This is a genomic window from Microcystis sp. M53598_WE2, from assembly GCF_030067735.1.
Classification (GTDB): Bacteria; Cyanobacteriota; Cyanobacteriia; order Cyanobacteriales; family Microcystaceae; genus Microcystis; species Microcystis aeruginosa.
On the sequence record NZ_JASJFE010000710.1, the window covers coordinates 1 to 6,246 of the forward strand.

The 6,246-nt window shown below is 39.6% G+C and carries 7 protein-coding genes; 2 read left to right on the forward strand and 5 right to left on the reverse strand.

Annotated elements, in window-relative coordinates; genetic code table 11:
• Positions 1–64 precede the first annotated feature (64 nt).
• The 5 genes from PX636_RS14500 to PX636_RS14520 all read right to left on the reverse strand — a co-directional run bounded on the left by PX636_RS14500 (position 65) and on the right by PX636_RS14520 (position 4,544).
• The gene (locus PX636_RS14500; protein ID WP_288117660.1) at positions 65–2,011 is read right to left on the reverse strand and encodes a pentapeptide repeat-containing protein; all 1,947 of its coding nucleotides are present in this window, start codon (positions 2,009–2,011) and stop codon (positions 65–67) included.
• A 5-nt stretch (positions 2,012–2,016) separates the two neighbouring features.
• Entirely contained in the window at positions 2,017–2,301 is a 285-nt protein-coding gene (locus PX636_RS14505; protein ID WP_002732155.1) for a DUF2103 domain-containing protein, read from the reverse strand.
• A 2-nt stretch (positions 2,302–2,303) separates the two neighbouring features.
• On the reverse strand, positions 2,304–2,597 hold the full coding sequence (gene clpS, locus PX636_RS14510; protein ID WP_004163137.1) for an ATP-dependent Clp protease adapter ClpS: 294 nt from the start codon (positions 2,595–2,597) through the stop codon (positions 2,304–2,306).
• Positions 2,598–2,652: 55 nt separating this feature from the next.
• Positions 2,653–3,786, reverse strand: a complete 1,134-nt coding sequence (locus PX636_RS14515; protein ID WP_004163138.1) for a glycosyltransferase family 4 protein — start codon at positions 3,784–3,786, stop codon at positions 2,653–2,655.
• A 95-nt stretch (positions 3,787–3,881) separates the two neighbouring features.
• A complete protein-coding gene (locus tag PX636_RS14520; RefSeq protein ID WP_288117661.1) occupies positions 3,882–4,544 on the reverse strand; it encodes a 4'-phosphopantetheinyl transferase family protein in 663 nt (220 codons plus the stop codon).
• 110 nt (positions 4,545–4,654) lie between these two features.
• Here PX636_RS14520 and PX636_RS14525 point away from each other — a divergent pair, with 110 nt between their 5' ends.
• Both PX636_RS14525 and PX636_RS14530 read left to right on the forward strand, forming a co-directional pair.
• Positions 4,655–5,596, forward strand: a complete 942-nt coding sequence (locus tag PX636_RS14525; protein WP_288117662.1) for a serine hydrolase — start codon at positions 4,655–4,657, stop codon at positions 5,594–5,596.
• A 239-nt stretch (positions 5,597–5,835) separates the two neighbouring features.
• Positions 5,836–6,246: type I restriction enzyme HsdR N-terminal domain-containing protein (locus PX636_RS14530; RefSeq protein ID WP_288117663.1), on the forward strand; the 411-nt coding region annotated here is incomplete at its 3' end.

A 6,246-nucleotide genomic window follows, 5' to 3' on the forward strand; every position in this document is an offset into this window, starting at 1 on the left:
CTTTCCACTCATATTTCTGTTACCCAAAACAAAAAGATAACTGCTGTATTTAAATTGTTACAGTTTATTTTAAATAAATCAAGAGATTTAACCCCGGAATCGTGCGCGAGAGAGTCCAGATAAGGAGAGTGATATAAAAGATGCCGATACCCCATTGATACCAAACTAAAAAAGAAATGATAGCGGGTAATTCTTGATCGCGAACTCGCCAATCATTAAAGCCTAATTTTAGCAAATTATTGAGACTTAAATCGTAATAATTTAACCAATTCCAACGCTTTTGCCAAGGAATAGGAGTATAACGATCGCGAAAGAGGGGAAATTCGGGAACCACGGGTAAACGGGTTATTAATAAGCGTAATTGTCGCATACTACCATCTTGCAAAAAATAGGAACTATCCATTAAATCGTGATAGCGTCCCCGACGATAAAGTTCGATAACTAAAATTAAAGGTAAGGGGACAAGAATTAGGGCAATAGCTGTTAAAGTTAGTAGGGGACGACTGGCAGATTGCAGGATATTAAACACACCTGAAAGGGTGAGAATAATATAGCTAGTTACCATACAAAAGATTTCATAACGATTAGGAATTACCGGTTTAGGAGTGAGACGACGCACGCGATCAATTAACCAAAATAAACAGCCAAAATAGGCAAAAATTATGATTCCTGTCCCGAAAACTAAACTAAAATTTGTACCATCTTGACTTAAAAGTAATAGTAAAGCAAGGAAAGAAGTATGCAGAAAATCAGCTACCCAAGTGAGGTTAATTAGGCGAATAACTGAGATATTATTCAGTTTTTGTTTTAACTGTTGAAATCGCAATTTTTCAGTTTTGTATTCAATTTGATTGGCATCGGCAATTTGTTCTAGGGAGCGAAAATTACGAACTAAATTTCTTAAAACTGTCTCATTTCCTGTTAAAGTTGGTAAATAAATTGCTTGACCAATTACTCCTCTATCTCCCAGTATTTTCGCTTTATCGGAATCAAAAGCTAATCCCGATACACTCAAATAACTATTTTTAGTAAAAGTGGAATTACTAAAATCTACCTGATCTAAAAGTTTCACATCTTGAAAACTAACGACACCATTAAAATAACTAGACCGGAAAGCGCCTGATTTTTCAAAAGTGGCATTTCTAAAGGTTAATAAACTTAAAAATCTACTCTTAGAAAATAGCGGACGATCTCGCCATTGACTTTGGGAAAAATTGGCTTCCTTTTCCCAGAAAGTACGGGTAAAATCTGCGGTTTTATCGTATTTAGTTTGATCAAAATAAGCTTCGGCAGTAAAATGACTGCGATGGAAGTTAGTAATACTTTTAAAATGGGCCGTGCGAAAGATAGCTTTATTTAAAAATTGACTTTGACTAAAATTTACATCTCCCATAAAAGTGGCTTTGGTAAATTTCGCTACCCTAGCAAAACGCGATTCTACCCAATTACTTTCACGACTAAATTTTGCTGCCATTACTTCGACAATTTGCAGAAAAAAAGTCTTAGAAAAGTCCACTTCTCCCATAAATACGGTTCCCTGCAACTTCACAGGTCCGCGAAATACTGTGACATTAAAAACCGGTTCATCGCTATCGAATAAAAAATTTTCGTCCTGTTGTAATAACTGTTCTTCCGTGGGTGATAATAAGGTAGCGAGGGCCACTTTTGTTAAAGGAGTCGGTAAACCCAGACGGGAAGCGATAAAATTGCCTTGAATTAAGGAATTACTAAAATCTAAACCTAGGGGTTGTTTAGCGCGATTAATTTGACCTTGAATCTGTTGATAAAATTGTTCTTGCATCTCCTTATTTTCATCGCGGATATCGATAACTAAATTGGCTAAATTAATGGTAGTCATCCCTTCTTTAAGGACGGGTGCGCTTAAACGTTCCTGCAATAAAGTTACTGTTAAGGGAACCCTATCCACTACTGCCAAACTAGGGAGAGAATGTAAACAGAAAAACAGAAAAACAATGATTAGTAACCAGCAGCCTTTCAACAACGCACCCACGACAGTTATTTTCCTAAACAAGCTTGGATAGCCATTTCTAAATCCTCTTGGTTTAAATCGGTAATAACAAAGACCTCCTGAACACTTTTTCCTGTCCTCGCAATCAGCTTAAAACCACCACGAATCGGCACTGATATCCGCAATTGTAACCGCGGACAATGACCTTTTGAGCGAGAAAGTACCCCCGGGGTGACAGTGGTGATTCCCTGATAAGTAATTAACTTTTCTAATACCGCAATCAACCCCGGAATATGAGTAGAATGATTCCAAACTAAGCGACCATTATTCATAATTATGCGGCCTCTAGGGGAGCCATGGTTAATCCTTCCCGTCGCAATTGTTGGTGATAAAGTTCCGCTTGTTCTTGGGGACCGGTCCAGACAATTGCCTGTCCTTGGTAGTGAACTTGATTAGTTAATTCCCAAGCTCGATCAGTAGTCATATCCGGGATATATTTAATTAAACAATTGGCCACATGATCGAAGGTGTTAAAGTCATCGTTGAGAACAATAACTTTATAGTTGGGATAAGTCTTTTTGACCACTTGGGTGGACTTATCTAAGGTGGTACTGGGTGCGCTGGACATAAAAGTTACAATAGGTCAAGGTTTTTGCAATTAAATTCGAGCATTTTGACAACAATTAAGCGGCAAAAGCCACAGTATTATTATTCAAAACCCGGTGATAGTAATTTAATAACTGTTTGGTGGCCGCTTGCCATGCCCATTTTTCCGCTTCTAGACGCGCATTTCGTCGTAATTCCTCTCTTTCTGCCTTGGCGGTTAGTAATCTTTGGGTGGCACTAATTAAACCTTTTTCATCCCTAGGATCGAAGAGATGACCATTAACTCCATCGGTGACAATATCGGGAATTCCCCCCGAATTTGCCGCCACCACCGGACAACCGGCAGCCATGGATTCTAAAAGTACCAAACCGAGGGTTTCTGTGCGTGAGGGAAAAAGAAAAGCATCTGCGGAAGCAAAAGCGGAGGCTAATTCTAACCCCTGTAAATAACCGACAAAATGGGTATTTGTGTCGGCAAAATGACTTGTTAAAGCTTCCCGATGGGGACCATCTCCCACAATGGCAAATCTTGCTTCGGGAATCGCTTCTAAGACTGGTTTAATGCGATCAATTTCTTTTTCGGCCGACACTCGACCAACATATAATAAGAGAGGACTATCAGGGTTATTTTGGGATAATTTCAGTCTCATAGCTGGGGATTTTAAATGAGGTTGAAATAATTCCGTATCGACTCCCCTTTGCCAAAGCTCGACCTTTTCAATGCCACGACTAGATAATTCTTGCACCATAGCGGTGGAAGTGCAGAGATTTAAACTTGCTTGATTGTGGGCCAATTTTAATAATTCCCAGAGTAATCCTTCTAGGGAACCTAATCCATAGTGTTGTAAGTATTGGGGGAGATGGGTATGATAGGAAGCGACGAGGGGAATGTTCATAGTTTTGGCAAAATAAATGCCTCCCACCCCTAAAATAGCGGGGTTAACCACATGAATAATATCAGGTTTAAACCTCTCTAAAGCTTGACCGACTGAAGGCCGGGGGAAAGCCATTTTTAATTCCGGATATAGGGGTAAGGGAATCCCTGTAACTCCATGAATTTTAGCACCTTTGTAATCCTTTAAACCGCCATCGGGAGAGAAAACTAATACCTGATGACCTAATCTTTGTAGGTGTTCCACGGTATGTTTAAGACGGGTGACAATGCCATCAATTTTCGGTAAGAAGGTTTCTGTAAAAAGAGCAATTCGCATAGAGAAAACAAGGTTAAGTAATAATTAAGGACAAGCTTTTTGAGATAGCTAGGAATAATTACTGAATTTCTCAAGGCAATTAACTCCCCAATTAATCATAGATCAGAAAGGCCAAAGGTTTTAATCACTCGATCGCTACCTTCGATAACCACCGTCGCTCGATAATTATCGCCGATTGCTGCCGTCCATAATTGCCATTCCCCCGCCACATTGTCTAATTTTAAGGGATTGAGGCCTACTTCCACTCGATCGAGTCCCCCGCTAATTCCCGTTCCCACTGCCTTTAAATAAGCCTCTTTTGCCGTCCATAACTGAAAAAATAGCTTTTCCTTCTCCGCAGACTTTTCAACAAGCTCGTGTTCCCTAGCACAAAAAAATCTTTTTGTCAAGCTATCTAAATCTTTCATCTGGCGCATTTTCTCTAAATCTACCCCGATGCGAGCGGTTAAAGTCAAGCCACAGATTGCCATCTCCTCGGAATGGGAGAGATTAAACTGCAATTGGTAGTTAATACTCGGTTTTCCCCGTTCACTGTAGATAAACTCGATTTTTTCGGGACTTATCGCCAAATATGACCCTAAAATCTCCCGTAAACACCCCCTAGCCACCAAAAAACGCCGCTTGTGTTCGGGAAAATGGTAACGATTAGCTCTAATTATTTCATCTTCCGAGAGCAAAGAAGCCAGTTTTTCTAGTCTATCCCCAGAGGGATCAAGACTGATAAAATAGAGATGAACCTCATCGGTAGATATAAACATTAAACTCAGAAGCGATCAAATAATTAATTATCGGTAAATTTTACCGTAAAATGAGGATTGCCGACTCAAGAATTTATCCACCTTCTAACTCTTGACTTTGCAGCACACCTATGAACTTTTTTCATACTGAAGACCATCTCCAACAGTTCGGTACAGATATTTTAGAAACAACTTGGCGAGAATTTCCCCAATTAGCTCAAGAACAAATCGCCCTAACTTGGATAGTATATGATCCTCCCGTTATCGTCAACACGGGGGGAGCAATTTCTCACGAAGAATTCTGGAAATATTCCCCCCGCGGATTTAGTTATCGAGGACAAGAAAGAACCTATCCCGCTAGTTTAGTGAAATTATTTTATCTAGTAGCGATTCATGAGTGGTTAGAAGGGGGAATGATTCCCGAAAACACCGAATTAAATCGCGCCATTCGTGACATGATTGTTGACTCTAGTAATGATGCTACCAGTTTAGTTGTAGATCTGGTTACGGGAACCACTAGCGGTCCAGAAATTGCCGCCGGTCCCTTTGAAACTTGGAAGCAACAACGCAACATAGTTAATCGTTATTTTCAATCCCTAAATTGGCCAGAATTAGCGACAATTAACGTTAATCAAAAAACTTGGTCTGATGGTCCCTATGGACGTGAACGCGCTTTTTTAGGGGAATTAATGGAGAATCGCAATATGTTAACTAGCAATGCAGTGGCGCGTTTAATTCATACTATTGTCGGGGGGATTGCGGTTTCTTCCCAACGTTCCCAGATGATGATGTCTTTACTAAAACGTAGTCTTAATCCTGCTGATTGGACAAGTCAAGGAGATGAGACACAAATCTTAGGATTTCTGGGACAAGGATTACCAGAAAATAGTCAAATTTGGTCAAAAGCTGGTTGGACAAGTCAAGTGCGTCACGATGCAGCCTATATTGAAATTCCCCATCATACTCCCTATCTCTTGGTGGTATTTACCGAGGGAAAAGATAACAGTCAAAATCGCTCAATTTTACCTTTTATTTCCCAGAAAGTAGCCGAGAAAATTATGCAGATCCATTAATTAAGCTGTGGGTAGGATGGTTTTCTCTGTCATTGCCAAAAGTGCTAGATAAACATCCTACTGCAATAAATCCGTAAATTTACCGATGTGCATCTCAATATACAGCTTTTCTGGGATAGATGGGGTTCGTTCTTGCAGCTGAAATACTTGATTAAGTTTAGTCTGTGCTTCACCTTGACGGGAAAGGCCGTCATCATTTAAACTAACAATAAGTTGTTCTTAAGTATTTCCTCAAATGTGTGACTTTCAACCCTCACCATTGTCATAACGAAAGGGAAGTGGAGAGTAAATTAATTGTCCAGTATTTACTCCCCAAACTAGGCTACAATGCCGAACATTGGTATCAACAAGTTAGCTTCGGTAAAGTACGCTTAGATTTCCTTGTTTCCGCTCAAAAACCTATCAACAAAAAGCAGTTTTTATCCTCTCACTGTCTAATTGTCGAGGCTAAAAACCCCAGAGAAAAGCTCATCAATCATCGTCACCGCTTAGGTTATTATCTCAACTACTTTAAAGTGCAGTGGGGATTATTAACCAATGGTTATGAGATTCAACTTTATCAAAGAAAACCCGATAAAATTTATTTAGTTTTTAGATGTTCTGGGTTAGAAATTGCCGCTCACTTAGAACAGTTAAAATCTCTGATTGGC

What these genes read in the sequence shown, in the direction of transcription:
- PX636_RS14520 (WP_288117661.1), bottom strand. Translation starts at nt 4,544, where the DNA reads ATGTTTATATCTACCGATGAGGTTCATCTCTATTTTATCAGTCTTGAT.
- PX636_RS14515 (WP_004163138.1), bottom strand. Translation starts at nt 3,786, where the DNA reads ATGCGAATTGCTCTTTTTACAGAAACCTTCTTACCGAAAATTGATGGC.
- PX636_RS14525 (WP_288117662.1), top strand. Translation starts at nt 4,655, where the DNA reads ATGAACTTTTTTCATACTGAAGACCATCTCCAACAGTTCGGTACAGAT.
- clpS (WP_004163137.1), bottom strand. Translation starts at nt 2,597, where the DNA reads ATGTCCAGCGCACCCAGTACCACCTTAGATAAGTCCACCCAAGTGGTC.
- PX636_RS14505 (WP_002732155.1), bottom strand. Translation starts at nt 2,301, where the DNA reads ATGAATAATGGTCGCTTAGTTTGGAATCATTCTACTCATATTCCGGGG.